This is a genomic window from Collinsella aerofaciens (assembly GCF_028209395.1).
Lineage (GTDB): Bacteria > Actinomycetota > Coriobacteriia > Coriobacteriales > Coriobacteriaceae > Collinsella > Collinsella aerofaciens_AZ.
The window spans coordinates 25,969-46,109 of the sequence record NZ_JAQLDQ010000013.1 but is presented as its reverse complement, the minus strand read 5'-3'; the positions used below and the strand labels follow the sequence as shown (position 1 = coordinate 46,109).

The 20,141-nt window shown below is 58.2% G+C and carries 20 protein-coding genes; 6 read left to right on the top strand and 14 right to left on the bottom strand.

Annotation, left to right across the window (positions count from 1 at the left end):
* Nucleotides 1-123: 123 nt before the first annotated feature.
* From ettA to PMW67_RS06390, 3 genes are all read right to left on the bottom strand, one after another.
* Nucleotides 124-1,803, bottom strand: a complete 1,680-nt coding sequence (gene ettA / locus PMW67_RS06400) for an energy-dependent translational throttle protein EttA (RefSeq protein ID WP_055251458.1) — start codon at nucleotides 1,801-1,803, stop codon at nucleotides 124-126.
* A 184-nt stretch (nucleotides 1,804-1,987) separates the two neighbouring features.
* Entirely contained in the window at nucleotides 1,988-2,692 is a 705-nt protein-coding gene (locus PMW67_RS06395; protein WP_271739167.1) for an SdpI family protein, read from the bottom strand.
* A complete protein-coding gene (locus tag PMW67_RS06390; RefSeq protein ID WP_271739165.1) occupies nucleotides 2,685-2,963 on the bottom strand; it encodes an autorepressor SdpR family transcription factor in 279 nt (92 codons plus the stop codon). The genes PMW67_RS06395 and PMW67_RS06390 overlap by 8 nt, the downstream gene beginning before the upstream one ends.
* Before the next feature lie 179 nt (nucleotides 2,964-3,142).
* On the opposite strand from PMW67_RS06390, the gene PMW67_RS06385 reads away from it, so the two are divergent.
* Both PMW67_RS06385 and PMW67_RS06380 read left to right on the top strand, forming a co-directional pair.
* The gene (locus PMW67_RS06385; protein ID WP_271739163.1) at nucleotides 3,143-3,940 is read left to right on the top strand and encodes a tRNA threonylcarbamoyladenosine dehydratase; all 798 of its coding nucleotides are present in this window, start codon (nucleotides 3,143-3,145) and stop codon (nucleotides 3,938-3,940) included.
* A 14-nt stretch (nucleotides 3,941-3,954) separates the two neighbouring features.
* Nucleotides 3,955-4,737 carry a TatD family hydrolase gene (locus PMW67_RS06380; RefSeq protein ID WP_271739162.1) on the top strand — a complete coding sequence of 261 codons (783 nt, stop codon included), beginning with the start codon at nucleotides 3,955-3,957 and terminating at the stop codon, nucleotides 4,735-4,737.
* Between the two features lie 279 nt (nucleotides 4,738-5,016).
* Here the strand turns inward: PMW67_RS06380 and PMW67_RS06375 are convergent, their stop codons facing one another.
* The 10 genes from PMW67_RS06375 to PMW67_RS06330 all read right to left on the bottom strand — a co-directional run bounded on the left by PMW67_RS06375 (nucleotide 5,017) and on the right by PMW67_RS06330 (nucleotide 16,171).
* Nucleotides 5,017-5,880 (bottom strand): PfkB family carbohydrate kinase, encoded by an 864-nt coding sequence (locus PMW67_RS06375; RefSeq protein WP_271739160.1) that lies wholly within the window; start codon nucleotides 5,878-5,880, stop codon nucleotides 5,017-5,019.
* 14 nt (nucleotides 5,881-5,894) lie between these two features.
* Nucleotides 5,895-6,863: an SIS domain-containing protein gene (locus PMW67_RS06370; protein WP_117800382.1), complete on the bottom strand. Its 969-nt coding sequence runs from the start codon at nucleotides 6,861-6,863 to the stop codon at nucleotides 5,895-5,897.
* A 61-nt stretch (nucleotides 6,864-6,924) separates the two neighbouring features.
* Nucleotides 6,925-7,776 (bottom strand): sugar phosphate isomerase/epimerase family protein, encoded by an 852-nt coding sequence (locus PMW67_RS06365; protein WP_271739159.1) that lies wholly within the window; start codon nucleotides 7,774-7,776, stop codon nucleotides 6,925-6,927.
* Between the two features lies 1 nt (nucleotide 7,777).
* Nucleotides 7,778-9,361 (bottom strand): amidohydrolase, encoded by a 1,584-nt coding sequence (locus tag PMW67_RS06360; protein ID WP_271739158.1) that lies wholly within the window; start codon nucleotides 9,359-9,361, stop codon nucleotides 7,778-7,780.
* A 9-nt stretch (nucleotides 9,362-9,370) separates the two neighbouring features.
* A complete protein-coding gene (locus PMW67_RS06355; protein ID WP_117629750.1) occupies nucleotides 9,371-10,834 on the bottom strand; it encodes a YfcC family protein in 1,464 nt (487 codons plus the stop codon).
* A gap of 218 nt (nucleotides 10,835-11,052) precedes the next feature.
* On the bottom strand, nucleotides 11,053-11,796 hold the full coding sequence (locus PMW67_RS06350; RefSeq protein ID WP_271739156.1) for a GntR family transcriptional regulator: 744 nt from the start codon (nucleotides 11,794-11,796) through the stop codon (nucleotides 11,053-11,055).
* 150 nt (nucleotides 11,797-11,946) lie between these two features.
* Nucleotides 11,947-12,606: an HAD family hydrolase gene (locus PMW67_RS06345; protein WP_334204046.1), complete on the bottom strand. Its 660-nt coding sequence runs from the start codon at nucleotides 12,604-12,606 to the stop codon at nucleotides 11,947-11,949.
* Nucleotides 12,607-12,669: 63 nt separating this feature from the next.
* A complete protein-coding gene (locus PMW67_RS06340) occupies nucleotides 12,670-13,512 on the bottom strand; it encodes a Cof-type HAD-IIB family hydrolase (RefSeq protein WP_271739154.1) in 843 nt (280 codons plus the stop codon).
* Nucleotides 13,513-13,749: 237 nt separating this feature from the next.
* On the bottom strand, nucleotides 13,750-15,444 hold the full coding sequence (pgi, locus tag PMW67_RS06335) for a glucose-6-phosphate isomerase (RefSeq protein WP_117564424.1): 1,695 nt from the start codon (nucleotides 15,442-15,444) through the stop codon (nucleotides 13,750-13,752).
* 199 nt (nucleotides 15,445-15,643) lie between these two features.
* Nucleotides 15,644-16,171: an iron-containing alcohol dehydrogenase gene (locus tag PMW67_RS06330; RefSeq protein WP_161194847.1), complete on the bottom strand. Its 528-nt coding sequence runs from the start codon at nucleotides 16,169-16,171 to the stop codon at nucleotides 15,644-15,646.
* A 200-nt stretch (nucleotides 16,172-16,371) separates the two neighbouring features.
* On the opposite strand from PMW67_RS06330, the gene PMW67_RS06325 reads away from it, so the two are divergent.
* On the top strand, nucleotides 16,372-17,898 hold the full coding sequence (locus tag PMW67_RS06325; RefSeq protein WP_416378094.1) for a Y-family DNA polymerase: 1,527 nt from the start codon (nucleotides 16,372-16,374) through the stop codon (nucleotides 17,896-17,898).
* Nucleotides 17,891-18,316: a hypothetical protein gene (locus tag PMW67_RS06320; RefSeq protein ID WP_271739151.1), complete on the top strand. Its 426-nt coding sequence runs from the start codon at nucleotides 17,891-17,893 to the stop codon at nucleotides 18,314-18,316. The genes PMW67_RS06325 and PMW67_RS06320 overlap by 8 nt, the downstream gene beginning before the upstream one ends.
* A gap of 26 nt (nucleotides 18,317-18,342) precedes the next feature.
* On the opposite strand, the gene PMW67_RS06315 is transcribed toward PMW67_RS06320, so the two are convergent.
* Complete coding sequence (locus PMW67_RS06315; protein ID WP_117716552.1) at nucleotides 18,343-18,726, bottom strand: heavy-metal-associated domain-containing protein; 384 nt, start codon at nucleotides 18,724-18,726, stop codon at nucleotides 18,343-18,345.
* A gap of 174 nt (nucleotides 18,727-18,900) precedes the next feature.
* Between PMW67_RS06315 and PMW67_RS06310 the strand changes: the two genes are divergently transcribed.
* On the top strand, nucleotides 18,901-19,605 hold the full coding sequence (locus PMW67_RS06310) for a DUF3793 family protein (RefSeq protein ID WP_117716551.1): 705 nt from the start codon (nucleotides 18,901-18,903) through the stop codon (nucleotides 19,603-19,605).
* 46 nt (nucleotides 19,606-19,651) lie between these two features.
* Nucleotides 19,652-20,071: a flavodoxin gene (locus PMW67_RS06305; protein WP_271739149.1), complete on the top strand. Its 420-nt coding sequence runs from the start codon at nucleotides 19,652-19,654 to the stop codon at nucleotides 20,069-20,071.
* Nucleotides 20,072-20,141: the final 70 nt, after the last annotated feature.

The following is a 20,141-nucleotide window of genomic DNA, read 5'->3' as shown; positions in this document are numbered from 1 at the left end:
CAAAAACGGGCTTTAATCCCAAAGAGATGACTTTGATTATGAATCAAACCAGCAGCCAGGGCATAGCTGCAGTGCAATCGCTACAAGAAAGGCCGCCCTTGGTGGCGGCCTTTCTACTTGCTACTAGTCGCGCGTCAGCTTGCGGTGGATACGATGCGGCTGGGCTGCGTCCTCGCCCAGGCGCTCGATACGGTTGGCTTGATAGGCCTCAAAGTTGCCCTCGAACCAATACCAGTTGCCCGGATTCTCGTCGGTGCCCTCCCACGCCAGAATGTGCGTGGCGACGCGGTCCAGGAACATACGGTCGTGGCTAATGACCACCGAGCAGCCCGGGAACTCGAGCAGCGCCGCTTCGAGCGAGGACAGCGTCTCGACGTCGAGGTCGTTCGTGGGCTCGTCGAGGAGCAGCAGGTTGCCGCCCTGCTTGAGCGTAAGTGCCAAGTTCAGACGGTTGCGCTCGCCACCGGAAAGTACGCCGGCGCGCTTCTGCTGGTCCTGGCCCTTAAAGCCAAAGCTCGCCACGTACGCGCGGCTCGGAACCTCGGTCTCGCCGACCATCATGTGATCCAGACCGTCCGAGACGACCTCCCACAGGTTCTTGTCGGGGTCGATGCCGGAACGGTTCTGATCGACATAGGAGATCTTGACGGTCTCGCCCACCTCGAGCTCGCCCGAAGTCAGCGGCTCCAGACCCACGATGGTCTTGAAGAGCGTAGTCTTGCCCACGCCGTTGGGGCCGATGACGCCCACGATGCCGTTGCGCGGCAGGGTGAACGAAAGGTCATCGATGAGCACGCGGCCATCGAACTCCTTGTGCAGGTGATGGGCCTCGAGCACCTTGTTGCCCAGACGCGGGCCCACAGGGATGCGGATATCGGTCCAGTCAAGTTTCTGGCTTGCGCGGGCCTCGGCCTCCATCTCCTCGTAGCGAGCCAGACGGGCCTTGTTCTTGGCCTGACGGGCCTTGGGCGAGCTGCGCACCCACTCGAGCTCGGCCTCCATGCGCTTGGCGAGCTTGGCGTCGCGGTTGCCCTGTGCCTCGATACGCGCGGCCTTGGTCTCCAGATACGTGGAGTAGTTGCCCTTGTAGGGATAGAGGTGACCGCGGTCGACCTCGCAGATCCACTCGGCAACGTTATCCAAGAAGTAGCGATCGTGCGTGACGGCAAGCACCGCGCCCTGATAGTTATGCAGGAAGTGCTCGAGCCACAGGATCGACTCGGCGTCCAGGTGGTTGGTAGGCTCGTCAAGCAGCAGCAGGTCGGGAGCCTCGAGCAGCAGCTTGCACAGGGCCACGCGACGGCGCTCGCCGCCAGAGAGAACGTTAACCGGCATGTCGGAATCGGGCAGCTGCAGGGCGTCCATGGCCTGACCGAGCTTGGAATCGATATCCCAGCCGTCGGCGGCGTCGATCTCGTCCTGGAGCTTGCCCATCTCGGCCATGAGGGCGTCCATGTCGCAGTCCGGGTCGCACATCTCCTCGCCGATCTTATTGAAGCGATCGACCTTGGCGATCATATCGCCAAACGCCATGCGCACGTTCTCGATGACGGTCTTGTCGTCGTCGAGCGGCGGCTCCTGTTGCAGGATGCCCACGGTGTAGCCGGGAGTGAGCCTGGCATCGCCGTTGGAGACCTCCTCGATACCGGCCATGATCTTGAGCAGGGTCGACTTGCCCATACCGTTGGGGCCCACAACGCCGATCTTGGCACCGGGGTAGAAGCTCAGGGTCACGTCGTCAAGGATCACCTTGTCGCCATGGGCCTTGCGAGCCTGATACATCTGGTAGATAAACTCTGCCATTTGCCTGTTTTATCCTTTCTACCTGCTGTTTCCCTATTCTTGTTTCGCTTTAGTGGAAACGAAATGAGAAAACCAGCTCTGAAACGTAACAAAAAAGGGGCGTGGTTGCCCACACCCCCTAATACTACCTGGGAAAAGTCCCCCAGAACATGCTATGAACTGCGTACGCTAGTTTTCCGCAACCTTAGCGAACGGCCCGCTGCGATTTACGCCACAAAAGATACGAGTAGACGTAGGCAGCTCCGCCCGAACCAAACGCCAGAACCGCAATCACCGCGGCGACGACTTCACTCGAAAGCACGCTACCCGCCACGCCCATCACAATCACACCAACACCCAGCACCATAAAGCAGGCGCCGCCAAAACGCTGCGTACGGCGCCAGTTCTCGGGATCAGCAAGCGCCCAGGGCGTCTTGATGCCAAGCGTGTAGTTCTGCTTTACGCGCGGCAAGTAGTTGCCTACGCCGATGAGCAGCAAACCGACAGCACCGGAAGTCAGCACGTTGACCGAACCGACCGCCGGCACCACGCCCCAGACCGTAAGCTCTCCCAGCCAGCTTATGGCGCACATGAACAAGGTGAAGGCGATTACGAAGCCCTGATAGAACTTGCCCGAGGTTCGATACGCCTCGCCCTTAGGGTCGATGCGTGGCACGATGTAGAACATCGCGAGAAGCACCAGCGGCAACGCGCCGAGCGCCGATGCCATCCAGCTGGGACCCCAACCGTTAACGGCGCCGCTCGCTCCCCAGTGCGTGGGAATCTGCGCCGGCAGGCTCGGCATCACCATAAGGTGCGCTGCGACGTTGGCGATGCACAGAGCGATCAGCGCAATCCACACGCGTGGCGATACCCCCGTGGCGTGAATGCCCTTGTTTTCGTTATTCATCCTTATCTCCTTCGGTGTCTGTAAAGCCCATAAACCAGCCGATCAAGTCCTGCATGACGGTGGTGTTTAAGCTGTATACGATGTTTTGACCATGGCGTTCGTCGGTCACCAACCCGGCGTTTTTGAGCGTCGCCAAATGATGGCTGAGCGACGGCTTGCTAATGTCAAAATGCTCGGCAAGTTCCCCGGCCGTGCAACTGCCCTCGCGCAGCAGTTCCAAAATACGTCGCCGCGTAGGATCGGCCAGCGCCTTAAAACCCTCTCCCGGCATAAGACCTCCTCTCATCATCTCTCATGACGTGCACACTATACTCAATATTTAGATGTTTGTCTAACTATTTAATCGCAATGCTTCAAACCACATCAAAGCAAACGCCATCGCAACCTATGGGCGATTACCTATAATGGCGATAGCTAAAACACGACCTGCTTCCCCATCGGAGGATATTTATGACCGAAACCACAGCCGCAACTCCCATCGAGACACGCGACACCAAGCTCGAGATTATCATGGGCCGCGAGGCACTCGATAAGCTCGCCGATGCTACGGTGCTGGTGCTCGGCTGCGGAGGCGTGGGCTCCAACTGCTGCGAGGCACTCGCCCGCGGCGGCATCGGTCATTTCGTCGTTCTGGATAAGGACATCATCGCGCCCAGCAATATCAATCGCCAGGCCATCGCCTTTCACAGCACCGCCGGCAAGCGCAAAGTCGACGTCATGGAGGCTATGATTCACGACATCAACCCTACCGCTACCGTCATCAAGCGCACCGAATACCTGCTGAGCGACAACATCGATGATTTCTTCGCGAGCGTTTTGGAGCAGACGGACGGCAAGCTCGACTACGTCGTCGACGCCATCGACACCATCTCGGCCAAGCTCACCATTGCCAAATATGCTCAGGACCACGACATTCGTTTGGTTAGCTCCATGGGCGGGGCCAACAAGCTCCATCCCGAGTGCCTCCGCTTTGCCGACATTTTCGATACGGTACGTGACCCCATGAGCCGCATCATGCGCAAAGAATGCAAGAAGCGCGGAATCAAGAGCCTGCATGTACTGTTTAGCTGCGAGGAATCGGTTAAGACACAGCCCCGCGACCCTTCCAACATCCACGAGCGCACCGAGCTGGGAACCGCCAGCTTTATGCCGCCCATCATGGGCCAGATGATTGCCGGCGAGGTTATCCGCCAGATCAGCGGCCGCGGCACTGAGCGCGTACGCTCCGATGGCCAACGTCTGGACTAGCGGAGCGCACCGAGATGGAGCCCCGGTTATTTGATGCACACTGCCATCTTGATTTAATGGCTCACCCGGACGCCGTTGCCGATGAGGCGACGGCGCTGGGTTTGGGTCTATTTGACTGCGGCGTCAATCCGCGCGACTTTTCGGCCGCAAACGAGCGCGCCTGTCGCCAACCAGGCATCATCGCCGGCGTTGGGCTTCACCCCTGGTGGCTCGCCGATGGCCACTGCGGTTTTGTCGAAGTCAATCTGCTTTGCGAAGTTGCTGCCCAAGAACGCTACATCGGCGAAGTCGGACTCGACTTTTCCGCGCGCTTTGCTGGAAGTGAGCCGCTACAAATACAGGCACTTAACCGGCTCTGCGATGCGCTCGTGCAGCATCCTCTTACCGGGCGCGTGATATCAATTCACGCCGTTCGTTCGGCAGGAGCCGTACTGGACGTCCTCGAATCGCATGGACTACTCATCCCAAACCCCGACTCCCCCGTTATCATCTTCCACTGGTTTAGCGGTACTTCGGACGAACTCGTCCGCGCGCGTAATGCGGGCTGCTATTTTTCCGTCAACGAACGTATGCTCGCGTCTAAACGAGGACGCGAATACGCACGACAGATTCCACTCGATCGTTTACTGCTCGAAACCGATGCGCCGGCGGAGGCAAACACAGAAACAAGCGCGCAGTCGCTCATCAGATCGCTCGCAAGGACCTCGATGCGCATTGCCTCACTCAAAAACTGTGACGCAAAGCGCATCGAGTCGGCGGTTTTAGCAAATGCGCACTCTGTTTTTAGCCTTCGCTAACCCCTGTGGTCAAAAAATGTCAAATATGAGTACTGTTACCGAAACGGATACATTACTTTGAGCTTTCCGATCACCAGAATGATCTACGATTGTCCATTAACTAACACTTTTACAGTCATTCCTCCTACATTTTCGCAAGTTTAAACCCCTCCAAACGCTTAAATCACGTCTGAAGGGGTCAATTATGCTGCGACTAAATTAGTCACAGTACTCATATTTGGCATTTTTTGACCACCGAGTCACAGGGAGGCGCCAATGCGCCTCCCTGTGACCGTTCGGCTATTCGGCGATCGGCGCTCCGTGGCCCCAAGAACCTTCCATGCCGCACACGGTCGAGGCAAACCCGGCAGCAAATTCGAGCGCGCGCTCGATGGCCTCGGCGCCATCCTCACCACGCTTGGCGGAATCGAGATAGCACATCAAAAACGAGGTGAGGAACGAGTCGCCCGCCCCCATGGTGTCCTTCATGTCCGTTACCGGTTTAGCCAGCTGGCGGTAATAGCGCTCGCCGTCGTAAGCAATGCAGCCCTCGGCGCCCGCCGTAGCCGACACAAAACGCGGACCCAGGCCCTTCACCCATGCCAGACGTTCGCGAATCTCGTCCTCACTCGCGGCATCCGCCGCACTAAAGAAAGCGAAATCGACGTAGGGCGCAATCTGCTCGTAGTACTCGTCGGTGGAGTCGTCCGAAAAGTCAAAAGAGACCGTGACGCCCGCAGCCTTCAACTTGGGCAGCTCGCGCTCGGTGAAGCAATAGTTGCCCGAATGAACCACATCGAACTGCTTCATGTACGCAAGGTCAAAGCGATCGAGGACATAGCGCGCATCGCCACGGATACCGCCCTCGTTGGAGCCAAGGAAGACACGGTCACCGTCAACGACGGTCACGCGAGCCGCTCCGTTCTCGCCAATCATCTGCTCGCACTTGTCAAGCTCGATACCCTCATCCTCGAGGCTTGCAATGACATGCTCGGCAGCGGCATCATTGCCAAAAATGCCCATGTATGCGGAGCGTGCGGCACCGCATTTCTTGGCATAAACGGCGAAGTTCACCGCATTGCCGCCGGGATACATGGTGTGGATATGCTCGTAGCGATCGACGACGTTGTCGCCAAATCCGAGCGCGTTAACGTTAAATGCCATGGCCTTTGTCCCTTCTAGTACTCGACAACACCCATATAGCGACGGAAATCGGGATCGTGATCAAACACCTTGCCGCGTGCAGCACGCAGCTCGCAGTTCATGGCGTAGAACAGCACCGGGTCCAGATAGGCACGAACGCTCGCCGGCACGGCTTCCATACCGTACTCCTTGGCATCGAGCACCATCAGCGTATCGGTATGCGTCTTAAGGAACGCCAGGGCGCGCTCGTCCATAGCACGGCACTCGCTGGAGCCCATCTGCAGGAAGTAAAAAACGCCATCCTGAGTAGCCTCGAAGGGGCCGTGGAAGTACTCGGCAGAGTGGATGTAGCTGCAATGCTGCCACTGCATCTCCATAAGAGAGCAGATAGCGAAACCGTAGGTCTGGCTAAAGTTGGGACCGCTGCCCAGAATATAGAAGAACTCGTGCTCCTGGCAAAGCTTGGCAAAGCGATCGCCCAGCTCGGCATTTACCTTCTCGCGTGCCGGGGGAAGAATCTTATCCATCTCGGCGATACCGGCATACATATCGGCAAGATCGGCGTAACCCTCCTGCTGATCGAGCAGCTCTGCCGCAAGCGACAGCGAAATGCCAGCGGGGACCTCGGCCTGCGGCACGCCCTCGCCCCACGGGTAGACCCACGTGGTCCATTTGCCGGTGTCGATCTTAGATCCAGCGTTGTCGGTCTGGGCGATCACCGTAGCGCCGGCAGCAAGGGCAATCTCGCAGCCCTCGACGACCTCAGGGGTGTTGCCACTGTGGCTACAAGCGATGACCAGGGACTTCTCGCCCAGACGACGCGGACGCATGATATCGAACTCGCGAGCCGTATAGATATACGAAGTGAAGGTGGTTGCCTCGCGCTGCAAAAGCTCATGGGCCGGGATCAAATCGATCATGGAGCCACCGCAAGCAATCCAGTAGACGCTGTCGAACTTGCCCTTCTCGGCAATTGCCTCTTTGATCAGATCGTGTGCGTTCATATCCAGTTCCTTTCTTGTTTGGCCGCAATCAATGACGTTGGCTGCGTGGCCGATAGTTGTTTTAGTCAATCAGATATTTCTCGAATGCGGCCATGTTCTTGGCATCTGCCGCCGCCGGATCATCGTAGTAACGACCGTCCGTGATTTCCTGGCCCAGCATGCCGTCGAAACCATGGGCGTTGAGCGTGGCGACGAAGGCGTCCATATCGTGCTTGCCATCGCCCCACACCAGATGGCCATACGGGTCACCGTCGATAAAGTGCATCTCGTGAATTGCCCCATCACCAAAGGCGGCAAACCAGTCCTCGAGCGTCTCGCCTGCAACGCCCATCGCGGTTGTATCAACCATGGGCTGTAAGTACGGGCTCGCGACCTCGTCAATCATGCGCCTCGCATCGGAAACCGTCGTCACAAGGTTGCTCTCCTCGGGACGCAGGCTTTCCATCGTAAGCACCAGACCGTGTTCGCCGGCATACTCCGCCAGAATGGACAAGTGCTCGCGGCTGCGCTTCCAGGCTTCCTCGCGGTCCTCGTCCCAGTCGCCCCAGCCCGAGTTGACGGACATACGGTCGCACCCAAGTACCTCGGCAAGCTCAATGCCGTGCTTAAAGTACGCCAGGCTGCGCTGCTCATGCAGCGGTTTGCGTGCGCAGTACTGCCAAGGATAGACAACATTCTCGGGGCACAGAGTACGATACCTAAGCCCACGGTCTGCAGCCTTTTTCGCCAGGACCTCAGCCTCAAAGTAGCCCGTGTGGTCGAGTGTCACATGCGGCTCCGCGCACCACAGCTCAATGGACTCAAAGCCCAAGCGCTGCTGCACATCAAGGAAGTAATCGAGCGACCACATGATGTAGTGGATATTCATGCCCGCAATCTGCTCGCGGCGCAGCGTCGGTTTGGATTCAGGCATCTTATGCCTCCTTATTTCGATCGAACACGATTTGTCCGTCCGACATCGTCATGTCAACCGCAAGATCACGTGCGTCGCGATAATCGAGGTCGAACACATCCCGATCGAGCGCGCAGATATCGGCAAGCTTGCCAACCTCAAGCGTACCCAGCTCGTCTTCGCGCATCAGGTCGTACGCGCCCCCGGCAGTCCAAGCGCACAAGAGCTCGACAAGCGTCAGCGTGTTGACCTCATTCACGGGCAGTCCGTCGTCGAAGTATCCGCCGCACGCACTGTAGATTGACTCGCCCAAGCTCGGAATCAACAGCGGCAAATCCGTGCCGCAGCACACTGTGCATCCGGAATCTTCCATGCCGCGGCGATTCCAGCTGTGGAAAAGTCGCGTCTCGCCAATTTGTCGACGCATCATCGACAGGCAATCCTCGCGCCGGTCCAGCGTCAGAATCTGCGGATAGACCTCGCAAATTCCACCTAACTTGCCAAACTTGACAAGATCGGTCGGGTCAGAGTTCTCGAGATCGGTAATCGCATGGCGACGAAGCATCCGTCCATGCTCGTCTCGAGGCAGCGAGGCATAGAGCGCCACGGTGCGACGAACGGCGCCATCGCCCTGGCAATGCAAGGAATATCGGAAGCCGTCAGCATCAATTGCACGCAGCTCGTTCTCAATCAGATCCCACTCTGGCTCCTCGACGACCGTCTTGCCGGCAGCGCCCGCATCGGCCGAGTCCTCATAGGGGTCTATCATCTCGGCAAGCCCCGCCCATACGCCGCGATCGGTCATACGGTTGAAGCCAGAAAAACGAACGAACGGTCCCCGGAAGCGCTCTCGCGCCTCGCGGGCATATGCCAGATTTGCACCGGCGCCCACCGGCTGCGACATCATAGAGACGCGAACCGTCAGCTCACCAGATTCCTCACGGCGAGCCATTTCGTCGGCAAAGCCGTAGTAGTCATCAAACGCCATTTCCTTGATGGCGGTAACGCCGCGCTCGTTAAGCATGCTCATGTAGTCCGAATACCCGGCACGCACCTCGGGCAGCGCGAGGAAATCGCTCATCATGCGCCAGATCTTCTCGGCATAGCACGCCTGGGGTGTAAAGCCGTATCGCGCACTGGCGGCAGCATTGAGAACGCAGGTCTCCGCACCCGGTGTAAAGCAGACGACAGGGATATCGCCAAAACAATCGTCAAACACAGCTGCCGTATTTGCGTTCTCGGCATCCGATGCCAACGTTTCGGGCATGTTGTGGCCAAAAGCCGCCGCACAATCCGGATGATCATCTTTCCATGCACGCAAGAGCGACACGGCCTCTTTGGCATCGGCGACGCCGGATAGATCAGACCCCAACGTCCGCAGCGCCCAGCCCGTATAGAAGGTATGCACATCGATCAGGCCAGGCATGACGGTGCGGTCGCCCAGGTCAACCACCTCGTCCGCTTGGGTCAAATACGAAGCTACCTCACACTTGGTGCCAACAGCCTCAATTCGATTGCCACGGACCGCTACGAAACCTTCAAACGGCAGGTCCCCCGTACCGGTAAAGACGCTCTTAGACGTCAGGACCGTCAAACGATCAGACATCACAACCACCTACATCGGAAGCATGCCAGAGATTGCCGTTACGATCAGGCCAAAGACGACCATGAAAATGAAGAACTTCCAAATGGTCTTCCACCATTGGCCAAACGAAATCTTAGCCACGGCAAGGCCGGCGACCGTCATGCCCGCCACGGGACTGATGGTGTTGATGGTCTGATTAGCAAACTGGAGCGCGGTAACGGCTGCCTCGGGATTGAGGCCCATAAGCTCGGTCAGGGGGCCCATAACAGGCATGGTGAGCGCCGCCAGGCCAGAACTCGAGGGAACCAGCAAAGAGAGCAGGCCAAGGACGATATACATAAACGTGGTGTAGACGGCGGCGGGTGCACCGGCGAGCGCAGTAGCGAGCGCCTGGAGGATGGTGTCGATGATCATGCCGCCCTCGGCGATGACCAGAATACCGCGAGCGATACCAATAACGATGGCAGCGTACGCAAAGTCGGCGAGACCCTTAACGAACTCCTCAGCGATCGTCTGCTGGTCAAGACCGCCCAGGATACCGGCAAGCAAGCCCATGCCAAGGAACACGGCGGAAATCTCATTCATGTACCAGCCCTGGGTAACAAGACCCCAGACGATAATGCCCATACCGCAAGCAAAATCGATAAGCACGAGCTTCTGACGGATAGTGAACTCTTCCTCAATGGAGGCATCGGTCACGGAAAACTCGATACGCTTGAGCTTATCGTCCTCATACGTAATGGACGACTCGGGGTTTTTCTTGACGCGCATGGCGTAGCGCATGGCCCATGCGATACCGACGGCAGTGAAGATGACCCAAGAAACGGCGCGCAGCCACAGTTGCGGATTGCCCTCGATGCCAATGATGCCTTGGGCGATCAAAACATTAAACGGGTCGATGGTCGAGGCACAATATCCCAGGTTAGGGCCAAGGAAGCAGATGATGAATGCCGTCATCGAGTCATAACCGATACCCATCATGATGGGAATGAAGATGGCATAGAACGGCAGGGCTTCCTCAGACATACCAAACGTAGTGCCGCAAATGGACAGCAACGTCATCGTGATGGGAATGATGAGGATGTCCTTGTTCTTAAGCTTTTTAATCACACGGCTCATGCCGGCATTCAAAGCGTTGGTCTTGGTGATGATTGCGAACGATCCGCCAATCAATAAGACGAACGCAACGACGTCGGCAGCCTCTTGGATACCCTTGGTGGGCGCTTGCAGGACCGCGAAGATATCCTGGCCCAGATTGATGGTCTCACCGGTCTCGGAATCGGTGTAGTTCTTATCGACCTGTTCATAGGTTCCAGCAACGGCGACTTCACGCTCGCCCGCCGCTGTCGAAATCGTCTTGCGCTGATACTGACCAGAGGGAACGATCCAAGTCAGGACCGCAAAGACAACGATCAGCAAGAACATGATCGTATAGACATGCGGTAATTTGAACTTAAAACGTCTGTTTGTCTTCTTCGCCTTCGTATCTGACATAGATACCTCCAAAGAACTCGAGACTGCATCGCATCTCGCTTCAACGTTTGCACAATGCAAACGTTCTATGACGTTCTATAGATTACCAGCAGCTTTTTCCTTCATCAAGATAATTTCAAACTGATTGCCGCAACGCGGTTGAACGGTTGCGTTTGCGCCGTGAACGGTATGGAAACGCCCGGTGAGATGATCCACCGGGCGCTTCCATTCGCAATGTCCTAGATGTCAAAAACGTAGCGAGACCCAACGATTTGCTGACGACCGATGATAAACGGCCGCCGCTGCTCATCGAAAAAGAAGGCTTCCATATAAAACAAGGGTTCGCCAACGGGAACTGCCAACAGTCGAGCGACCTCGGGCGACGCGCAGGCGATCTCGAGCGTGCACGGGTCGGTAAACGCGGGCGTGCGGCCCGTCCGGTTGCGCACGAACTCAAAAATGGATTGGTTAGATAGAGGTGCCGTTGATAGATAGGCGTTGTCCTCGTAAACATATATGTTGTTCTCGAGCATGACAGGGACGCCATCGGCAGTGCGCACGCGCTCAACGCAAATCAAGTCAGTTCCAACGGGAACACCAAAGAACTGTGCTTCGGTGGAATCCGCCGGCAGTATCTTTCTCGAAATGACACACGCCCCCGGTTCCATTCCGTTAACGCGGCATGCGTCCGAAAAACTCTGAACGTCATCCTTCTGGCGAATCTTGCGCTTGAGCTTGGGGGCATTGACAAACGTGCCTTTCCCCTGTCGCTTCGTTAGATAGCCCTGCTGGACGAGCTCCTCAATAGCGCGTCGCACGGTAACGCGGCCAACTTTATAGCTCTCAGCCAATTCGAATTCGTTGGGTATCCGCGCGCCTGCCTTGTAGGCGCCGGAGTTGATTTCGTTTTTAATGATATCAATGACCTGTTGGTACAGCGGTATCGCTGCTTTACCGTCAGTCGGCCCTTCAGTCGGTGGCATATACCCTCTCCCAGCACAATTAATTCTAAAACGGGCTTAAGGGCATTCAACAAGCCCTTAAGCCCGCATTAGCTTAAAGTATGCTAGGTGTCGCACCAAAATGTTGGCTATTTACTCATCAGACCCGAAAAACGCGCAACTACCGCGCTCCTAAGAAAGCGTGAGCAGCTCCGGCAGCTGATCGATAATCTTATCCGCGGCATCTTGGCTAAAGCCAAAGCGCTCCTCGCGCTTGGCAATAACTGTCAGGCCGGCTCGCTTGCCAGCGGTGATGCCAGGCACCGAATCCTCAACGCAGCAGCAGCGATTCGCGGGCAGCCCCAGTAGGTCAAGCGCATGCAGGTAGATGTCGGGCTCGGGCTTGCTCTCCTTAAACTGCTCGCCGCTCACCACATACTCAAAGGCATCCGACAGCCCGCACGCATTGAGTACTTCCTCGATGCTATCCATGGGCGACGAGCTAGCAAGCGCCACGCGAACGCCGCGGCGCGGCAGCTCTCGAATCGTATCCACGGCGCCTGGGTTAATCAAAGTCTGATAGTCGCGCGGACGTTTATGCGCCCACTCATCCCAACGGGCCAACGCCTCCTCGCCAGTAAAATGTCCCTTACCGGCACGCTCAAACCAATCGACCAGCATGTGGAGAAAGAACTGATGCGAGGTACCGACCTGCCCGTTCAACTCCTCTTGGGTCAGGTTCAACCCAAGCTCCTTGGCAAACGCGGCAGTCTCGCCCAGATAGTAATACTCGGTATCGACAATGACACCGTCCATGTCAAAGATAACGGCGTCGAACGGAAATGCGGACACGGCACCCTCCCTAACAAAAGGGCGCCTGTAAGCAGGCGCCCGAACCATGCATTATCGGCGATTCTAGCCCAGCAGCTTATCCAGCGCCACTGCAATACCGTCTTCGTTGTTATTGGCGGTCACCATCTGGGCTACCGCCTTAACCTCATCGACGGCGTTGCCCATGGCAACACCGGTACCCGCCCACTCAATCATGGACTTGTCGTTCTGGCCATCGCCAAACGAGACGACCTCGCTGGCATCGATACCGAGCTTGGGCAGGGCACCCTCGAGCGCGCGGGCCTTGTCGATACCGGGCGCCGTATATTCAAAATACCAGTCAGCCGTAAACATACCCGACAGCGTCTGGGTAAAGGGTGCGTACATCTCCTCGTGATGCGCCTGCAGGTAGGTCGGATCGCCCGCCGTCAGCAGCTTGTCCACGGGATAAGCATCAGCGACCTCATGCAGGCTCTCCACCTCGCGAATCTTAAGATCGCACGCGTCGCGCTCATACTTGACGATATTCTTCTGCGAGCCGCCAGGCAGCGTGATCATGCAATGGTACGAGTCCTCGACGTGCAAATCGCGACCAAGCGAAATCATAGGAATCACGTCAAAATTACGCAGGTGATCAATCAGGCGATGCAATTCGTCGGCAGGCATAGCCTGATCGAACAGCACCTCGTCGGTCTGGGCATCGACGACGTGCGCGCCATTAAAGGCAACTAGCAGACCGTCATGGTTTTGAAGGTCGAGCTCCTGCGCCAAGGCGTGCAGCCCCCATGCGGGACGGCCCGAAGCCAAGATGAGCTTAATGCCCGACTCCTGCGCCGCGAGCAGCTTCTCGCGCGTACGCGAGCTGATGACCTTTTGGTCGTTGGTGAGCGTACCGTCGATATCCATTGCGATGGCTTTGATTGCCATATGTGCCTCCCTGTCATTGAGCAACCTTGTCTGAGCCATCATACAGAACACCCACGGCGGCGCTGTTTGCAACGGGAAAAATGTCATATTGTCCCAAACATGAACGGCGCGCCTTCGACGATTGCGATGCCCGTCGAGGCGCCTCCCGATACATTCCATTCTATCCAGATAGCAAAGGGCCCGCATCCCAACGGATACGGGCCCTTGTCGGCTATGCGTTAGTTTTCGCAGCGAATCCTACTTACGGTGCGCGCGATAGAACTCGATGAGCGCCTGGGTCGAAGCGTCCTGCTCGGCCTTGGCGGCGTCGTCGTGGAAGGCAGGGGTGATCTGCTTGGCAAGCTGCTTGCCCAGCTCAACGCCCCACTGGTCGTAGGAGTCGATGCCCCAGACCGTACCCTCGACAAACGTGATGTGCTCGTACAGGGCGATGAGCTCGCCGAGCGCGAACGGGGTCAGCGTGTCGCCAAAGATCGAGGTCGTCGGGCGGTTGCCCTCAAAGCAGCGAGCCGGGACGATCTGCTCGGGCGTGCCCTCGGCACGAACCTCGTCGGCCGTCTTACCAAAGGCGAGCGCCTTGGTCTGGGCCAGGAAGTTGCCCAGGAACAGCTCGTGGACGTCCTGGCCGCTGTCGGTTGCGGGGTTGGCAGTGTTGGCGAAAGCGATAAAGTCGGCCGGGACCACCACGGTGCCCTGGTGCAGCAGCTGGTAGAAGGCGTGCTGACCGTTGGTACCGGGCTCGCCCCAGAAGATCTCACCGGTATCGGAGGTCACAGCGCTGCCGTCCCAGCGGACGTGCTTGCCGTTGGACTCCATGGTGAGCTGTTGCAGGTAGGCCGGGAAGCGGTGCAGATACTGGCAGTACGGCAGCACGGCGTGGCTCTTGGAACCGAAGAAGTTGACGTACCAGACGTTGAGCAGGCCCATCAGCGCGACGGCGTTGTTCTCGAGCGGGGTGTTGCAGAAGTACTCGTCGATGGCGTGGAAGCCCTCAAGGAACTGCTGGAAGCGCTCGGGGCCGAGCACGACGATCAGCGACAGGCCCACGGCGGAGTCGACAGAGTAGCGGCCGCCGACCCAGTTCCAGAAACCAAAAGCGTTGGCGGGGTCGATGCCGAAGGCCTCGACCTTCTCGAGTGCGGTGGAAACGGCGACAAAGTGCTTGGCCACGGCCTCGGCGTTCTGCTCATCGGAGCCGTCGATGGCACCCTGAGCCTTGAGCTGCTCGAGCATCCAGGTCTTGACCTCACGAGCGTTGGTGAGGGTCTCGAGCGTGGTGAAAGTCTTGGAGACGATAATCACGAGCGTGGTCTCGGGATCGAGGCCCTTGAGCTTCTCTGCCTGATCGTTGGGGTCGATGTTGGAGATGTAGCGGCAGTCAATACCGGCGTCGGCGTAGGGACGCAGGGCCTCGTAGGCCATGACCGGGCCCAGATCGGAGCCGCCGATGCCGATGGACACCAGGTGCTCGATCTTTTTGCCGGTAACACCCTTCCACTCACCGGAGCGCACGCGCTCGGCGAAGGCATACATGCGGTCGAGAACCTCGTGCACGTCGGCGACGACGTCCTGGCCGTCGACGATGAGCTGGCCCTTCTCGCTTGCCGGGCGGCGCAGCGCGGTGTGCAGGACGGCGCGGTCCTCGGTGGTGTTGATGTGCTCGCCGGAGAACATGGCGTCGCGGCGCTCCTCGAGCTTCACCTCGCGGGCAAGATCGCACAGCAGCTTGACGGTCTCATCAGTCACCAGGTTCTTGGACAGGTCGAAGTGCAGGTCACCGGCGTCAAAGCTCAGCTTGTTCACGCGCTCGGCATCGGCGGCGAACCAGGCCTTGAGGTCGATACCCTCGGCCTCGAGCTTCTCCTGATGGGCCTCGAGCGCCTTCCAAGCGGCAGTCGACGTAGCATCGATAGGTGCGGCAACAGTTGCCATAGAGTCCTCCTCAGCATACGGGCGCACGCCTCCATGCGCCCGGACATTCAGATGCCACTATTCTAGCGCAGGTCAAGACTATAATCAGCGAGCGTTGCCAATCGGCCCCCAAACGGCAACCGACCAAAAAGGGACAGGTTTAATTTGGCAGGTCAAACGCTTTACCAATCAAAAATAACCTATCCCTTTATGCCAAATATTAGGCCGCGGCGCAGACGCTACCGAGCAACTCACGCAGAGGAGACCCGATGCCCTCCAGCAGCTCGGGCGCGATGATGGCAAAAACGGGAACCTCGCCGGCGCCCACGACGACAGGCACCTTGCCCTCCGAGACAATGCATCCATAAGGGACAAAGCCGTCTTCGCCGGCATCGAGCGCCGCCATGCGACGCGCGAGCTCGCGCGCAAAGCTGGCAGTATCGGCATCGCCAATCGCCAGGACAAAGTCCACGCCTTCGTCGGTCGCCAGGGCCACGGCTTCGTCGATCAGCTCGTCTCCCCCGGCACCCTCAACCGAGCCGCAGCGGAAAAGTACACGCTCGAGTAGGGCTCGATCAAGCGAGCCAAGTGCCGCCGAGACAAGTTCATCGCGCGTATGCTTGTCGCCGCCCAACACGACCAGCGCCTTGGTGCCGCCATAGTGGGCAACCAATCGTCCGCACCAGCGAGCCACGTCTCCATCCGCAACAAGGCGCGTCGGCATACCAAACCCATAGTTGACCATCATTCCCACAACCCTTCCGTGCATGTAGGCCGTATCGATCGTTAGGCTCATGCTACGAAGGGAGCTTTTCCGAGCTGTTTCGCGCTCTTTAGGGCTGCGTTAAAACCCAATTCATAACCGACCAAAACAAACCTGTCCATTCCTGGCAGGTTTTGACGGTGTCCGCGCAAGCAGGTATTATCGAACAGGTATTCGATAAGAACATGTGTTTGATGGGAGGACGCGTGGGGCACGAGCAGCATACCTATATCTGCATCGACCTTAAGACGTTTTACGCCAGCGTCGAGTGTGTCGACCGCGGGCTCGACCCACTCACCACGTGCCTGGTCGTTGCCGATGAATCGCGCGGACGCACGACCATCTGCCTCGCCATCACGCAGGCCATGAAAGACCTCGGGATACACAACCGCTGCCGTCTGTTCGAGATTCCTGACGGCATCGACTGCATCAAGGCCATACCGCGCATGCAGCACTACATGGAGGTGTCGGCGAAAATCTACGGCATCTATCTGGAATACGTGAGCCCGCAAGACATTCACGTCTATTCAATCGACGAGTGCTTTATCGACGTGACGCCCTATCTAGACCTCTACCACACCGATGCCGAAGGGTTCGCCTGCATGTTGCGCGACGAGGTCCTCGCGCGCACCGGCATCACGGCCACCGTCGGTATCGGCCCCAACCTATTCCAGGCTAAAGTAGCGCTCGATATTACCGCAAAGCACGTACCCAGCCGCATCGGCATACTCGATAACGAAACCTTTCGCAAGGAGATCTGGCCGCATCGACCCATCACCGACATCTGGGGTATCGGCCCCGGTGTGGCAGCCCGGCTCGAAAAGTACGGCGTCTACGACCTGATGGGTGTCGCCGCGCTCGACGAAAACCTGCTTTACGATGAGCTCGGCGTCAATGCCGAATATCTCATCGACCACGCCTTCGGGCGCGAGCCGACAACCATCGCCGATATCCAAGCCTATCGCCCGCAGGCAACCTCAACCACCACAGGACAGGTGCTCTCGAAGGGCTATGCCTACGAGCAGGCCTACACCGTCTTGCGCGAGATGGTTGACAACGCCGTACTGGACTTGGTCGATAAGCACGTGGTCTGCGACAGCATCTCGCTCTTTGTGGGTTATGCGAGCGAACGAGCCGACATACGCCGCCTCGACGCCAGCGGTACAGCGCAATATGTGGACGGATGCGGACACCTACGCTCGAGCACGTCGAGTATCGAACCCACCGCAACCGCCGGCCCCGAGCTCGCGCCCCGTGCGCCCAAGCCCGTCCAGCGCAATGACGAACGGCGCCGCTTGGTGCGCGAGGCGCAGGCAATCGACGGCATCTTTGTGGGGGAACACGGCGGCAAACCGCGCGGTGGCTATGCCGCACTCTTCGCGCACTCCAACGCCTCGCGCAAGCTGCCCGAGCGCACCAATTCGTTTAAGAAGATCATGGGCTATTTCGATGAGCTCTGGGCGCAGACTGTCGATCCCAAACGACCGGTCAAGCGCATCAACCTGGGATTTGGCAATCTGGTACCCGAAGAATTTGCCACCATCGATCTGTTTAGCGACGTCGAGGCCGATGAGCGCGAGCGCGACCTGGCCCGTGCCGTCCTGGCCGTAAAGGGTAAATACGGCAAAAACGCGCTCGTCAAGGGGCTGAGCTTTACCGCCGGCGCCACCGCACGCGAACGCAACGACCAGGTAGGAGGACATCGTGCCTAAGCTCCAACAGCAGCCGATGCGGCCACCGACACCTTTTGAACGCCTAGCGGACCCCGAGGGAAGACACCGCGCCGCCGACCCCAGACTCACCGCCAACGGTGCCGTGCGCGCCAACCGCGCCGCACAGTTTATGCCCTTTGCCGCCCTCACGGGATACTACGAGCTCGTACGCAAGCAAGAAATCACTGTCGAGCCCAAATGCGAACTCACGGAAGAAAAAGCCCTCGAGCTTTCGCATAAGCTCGAGGGCCTCAAACGTGGCGACCTGGTCCGCGTCACCTATTACGACACGTACGGCTATCGCGCTCGCACGGGCATCCTTGACGAAGTGCTCCCCGCCTTCAAACTGCTCAAGCTCAAGGATATCGCCATCGACTTCGACGACATCCAAGACATCGAACTGCGCGGACGAGCCTAGCCAAGGAAGCGCATCCAGGGCGGCGCTTACAACGTCATGACGTAGTAGCCCGCGTCTTTCACGGCCGTCTCGAGGACACCGCGATCAACCGGACGCTTAGAGCGCACGCGTGCCGTGTGGTCCGCATACGTCACCGTTGCCCACACGCCATCCAGCGCATTGAGGGCATTGGCTACGTTCTGAGCGCAGCCGTCACAGCTCATGCCGCCGATGAGCAGCTCATCGCTATAGGGATAGTGTGACGCATCGGTATCCGTCACAACAACCTTTTTGGCCTTCTTGCCGCTCGCACCATCGCTGCAACAACTCTTCCCGTGTGTCGAAGCGGCAATGCGACGCAGTCCAAAAAACATGCCGACGGCAATGACGGCCAGCACGATGAGATTCGCAGGGTTGAGCAAGTCACTCATGCGTTCCCCTTTCAAGTAGCCCTATATAGATACCCCCATGGGGTGTCCCCATCTTAACCCAAAACCATGTCCGTTCGATCAATTAGTTTCCCTTTTCTTACTTTTTAGTTGACCAGGGCTTACTTTCGTGTATAAGTTTTCCTAGGCTAACAGTTTAGATCCGTAAGGAGCGCCGTGACTCGAACCATTGACATCCCAACATACCAAACGGCTGTCGTGCGCAACTGCTCCCCTACGCTCGCAGGTATCAAGCCGGCTTCGCTCTTTACCTATCCCGGCGTTTACGCCAACCAAAACGGAAAATCCGGCGCCGCCCATATCGAAGAGCGACGCTCTCGCCTGCTCGCCGTCATAGCCCAATGCAACCGCGAGCTCCAGCCACTCGGGATCCACATGAGCGTTTTGGTCTGGCGCCCCTGCGGAGCGCTCATCTATGTGTACCGCCCTGCGGACCTCATGCGATACCTCTCCGACCCCCGCGCTACGACGGCACTTGCCGCCGAAGGTTACGATGTCCACAACCTGTCCGCGTCCCTGGTGCATCTCGCCGCGCGCATCACGCTGGCAAGCAGCAATGCCGCAGAAAGCGCCTATGACGGCAACGTCTGCGCACTCGCGCGAAATAGGCACTGCGATACGGGGTGCATGTGCGAGTTCCCCCACGAAATTGGCTATTTTTTGGGCTATCCCTACGAAGATGTCCATCAGTTTATCGTCCAGCGCGGCGAAAACTATAAGGTCTTTGGCGCATGGAAGGTATACACAAACGTTGAGCAGGCGCTCACGACCTTCGATTCCTATCGCGCATGCACGCAATACCTCACCTACATCTATCAACAGGGCTGCACCCTGGGACAACTTGTCCAGGCAACCCGATAGAGCATACAAAACGCGGCCGCACGCCGCACAACCGAAAGGAAAACATATGAGCAAGATCGCAGTCGTGTACTGGAGCGGCACGGGCAACACCGAGGCCATGGCAAACTTCGTTGCCGAGGGCGCAACCGGTGCCGGCGCCGAGGCAGAGGTCATCCCCTGCGCCGACTTCTCCGCCGACAAGGTCGCCAACTATGACGCCTTCGCCTTCGGCTGCCCCGCCATGGGCTCCGAAGAGCTTGAGTACGACGAGTTCCAGCCGATGTGGGACGAAGTCAAGGAAGTCCTCGGCGATAAGAAGGTCGTCCTTTTTGGTTCCTACTCGTGGGCCGAGGGCGAATGGATGGACAACTGGAAGGCAGACGCCGACGAGGCAGGTGTCAACGTCGTCGATTCCGTTATTTGCTACGATGCGCCCGACGAGGAGTCTGAGGCTACCTGCCGCGCCCTTGGCGCCGAGCTTGCCTAGCGGCAATGAGCTCCGCCTGTAACGCGATCTGCACCAAAACACATTCGCGTCCCAACAAAAACGGGAGCCG

Bases quoted from the DNA above. Each gene is read 5' to 3' on its own strand.
- ettA (WP_055251458.1), bottom strand. From the start codon at position 1,803: ATGGCAGAGTTTATCTACCAGATGTATCAGGCTCGCAAGGCCCATGGC.
- PMW67_RS06395 (WP_271739167.1), bottom strand. From the start codon at position 2,692: ATGAATAACGAAAACAAGGGCATTCACGCCACGGGGGTATCGCCACGC.
- PMW67_RS06390 (WP_271739165.1), bottom strand. From the start codon at position 2,963: ATGCCGGGAGAGGGTTTTAAGGCGCTGGCCGATCCTACGCGGCGACGT.
- PMW67_RS06385 (WP_271739163.1), top strand. From the start codon at position 3,143: ATGACCGAAACCACAGCCGCAACTCCCATCGAGACACGCGACACCAAG.
- PMW67_RS06380 (WP_271739162.1), top strand. From the start codon at position 3,955: ATGGAGCCCCGGTTATTTGATGCACACTGCCATCTTGATTTAATGGCT.
- PMW67_RS06375 (WP_271739160.1), bottom strand. From the start codon at position 5,880: ATGGCATTTAACGTTAACGCGCTCGGATTTGGCGACAACGTCGTCGAT.
- PMW67_RS06370 (WP_117800382.1), bottom strand. From the start codon at position 6,863: ATGAACGCACACGATCTGATCAAAGAGGCAATTGCCGAGAAGGGCAAG.
- PMW67_RS06365 (WP_271739159.1), bottom strand. From the start codon at position 7,776: ATGCCTGAATCCAAACCGACGCTGCGCCGCGAGCAGATTGCGGGCATG.
- PMW67_RS06360 (WP_271739158.1), bottom strand. From the start codon at position 9,361: ATGTCTGATCGTTTGACGGTCCTGACGTCTAAGAGCGTCTTTACCGGT.
- PMW67_RS06355 (WP_117629750.1), bottom strand. From the start codon at position 10,834: ATGTCAGATACGAAGGCGAAGAAGACAAACAGACGTTTTAAGTTCAAA.
- PMW67_RS06350 (WP_271739156.1), bottom strand. From the start codon at position 11,796: ATGCCACCGACTGAAGGGCCGACTGACGGTAAAGCAGCGATACCGCTG.
- PMW67_RS06340 (WP_271739154.1), bottom strand. From the start codon at position 13,512: ATGGCAATCAAAGCCATCGCAATGGATATCGACGGTACGCTCACCAAC.
- pgi (WP_117564424.1), bottom strand. From the start codon at position 15,444: ATGGCAACTGTTGCCGCACCTATCGATGCTACGTCGACTGCCGCTTGG.
- PMW67_RS06330 (WP_161194847.1), bottom strand. From the start codon at position 16,171: ATGATGGTCAACTATGGGTTTGGTATGCCGACGCGCCTTGTTGCGGAT.
- PMW67_RS06325 (WP_416378094.1), top strand. From the start codon at position 16,372: ATGTGTTTGATGGGAGGACGCGTGGGGCACGAGCAGCATACCTATATC.
- PMW67_RS06315 (WP_117716552.1), bottom strand. From the start codon at position 18,726: ATGAGTGACTTGCTCAACCCTGCGAATCTCATCGTGCTGGCCGTCATT.
- PMW67_RS06305 (WP_271739149.1), top strand. From the start codon at position 19,652: ATGAGCAAGATCGCAGTCGTGTACTGGAGCGGCACGGGCAACACCGAG.